The sequence below is a fragment of the Peptoanaerobacter stomatis genome (assembly GCF_000238115.1).
In the GTDB taxonomy this organism is placed as follows: Bacteria; Bacillota; Clostridia; order Peptostreptococcales; family Filifactoraceae; genus Peptoanaerobacter; species Peptoanaerobacter stomatis.
Genome location: NZ_JH414587.1, coordinates 1 through 1,312, shown reverse-complemented (window position 1 = coordinate 1,312; position 1,312 = coordinate 1). Strand labels below are relative to the sequence as shown.

Sequence of the window (1,312 nt, the reverse complement as noted above, 5' to 3'; positions counted from 1 at the left end):
AATATACATTCAATGATAATCTGTCCACAGTAGAAAATGGAGCATTACAACCATTTATGGATAAATTTTTAGACACCGAATCAGACTTTTTCCGGGCAAAAGTAGGAGGAGTGCAAAGATTTTATTTCACATACCCGATAAAAAACACAAACTGGGTATTAGCCCTATCAGTACCAAAAGCAGAAGTATTAGAAGGATCATCAACACTCGGCAAATTTATGATAATACTAAGCATAATATCACTGATAATAGTAATAGCAGTAATATACTTAGTAGCAAACTCAATAACAATACCGATAATAAAACTAAGCCAGTGCGTACAAGGGATGGCACAATATGATTTAACCCTAACAGACAAATCACCATCAGTAATATACTCAAAAAACAAAGACGAAATAGGAATAATATCAAGAGCCCTAATACAAGTAAAAAACACAATGAAAGAAATAATGACAAACGTAAACGATTTAGCAAGCCAAGTATCAGCATCATCAGAAGAATTAACAGCAACAAGTGAACAATCAGCCCAAGGAGCAGAACAAATATCAAGAGCAATAAACGACATATCCCAAGGAGCAATGACCCAAGCAGAAGACATGCAAAAAGGAGCAGAATCCATGGAAGTAATGGAAAAAGCCCTAAAACAAACAGAAGAAATAATAGAACAACTAAACCAAACAACAAAACAAGTATACGAAGCAAAAGAAAGCGGAATGACAGCAATAAGAGAATTAATAAAAGCAACAGAAGAATCACAAACAGCAGCAGGAGGAGTAGCCCAAGTAATCCAAAACACAAACGAAAGCGCAATAAAAATAGAATCAGCAAGCGACATGATAAAATCAATATCAGACCAAACAAATCTGTTAGCGCTAAACGCAGCAATAGAAGCAGCAAGAGCAGGAGAAGCAGGAAGAGGATTTGCAGTAGTAGCAGAAGAAATAAGGAAATTAGCAGAACAATCAAACACATTCACAGAAGAAATAAAAGAAATAGTATCAGATTTGACAGCAAAGACAGGACAAGCAGTAGAGACAATGGAGAAAGTAGGAAAGATAGTAGAGCAGCAATCAGTAAAAGTAGAAGACACAAGAGAGCAATTCAACATAATATCAAAAGAATTAGACAACAACAATAAAGCAGTAGAAAAATTAAATAAGTCAGGGAAAGAATTAGAAAAGACAAAAGAAAGTCTGATGGGAATAATAGAAAGTCTATCAGCGCTATCAGAGCAAAATGCAGCATCAGTACAAGAGACATCAGAGACAGTAGAAGAACAGACAGCATCATCTGAAGAGATAGCAGCATCAAG

General features: G+C 35.4%; 1 protein-coding gene. It reads left to right on the top strand.

Annotation, left to right across the window (positions count from 1 at the left end):
- Positions 1–1,312, top strand: a 1,312-nt coding sequence (locus HMPREF9629_RS11195) for a methyl-accepting chemotaxis protein (protein ID WP_009526478.1), incomplete at both ends; no start/stop codon positions are given.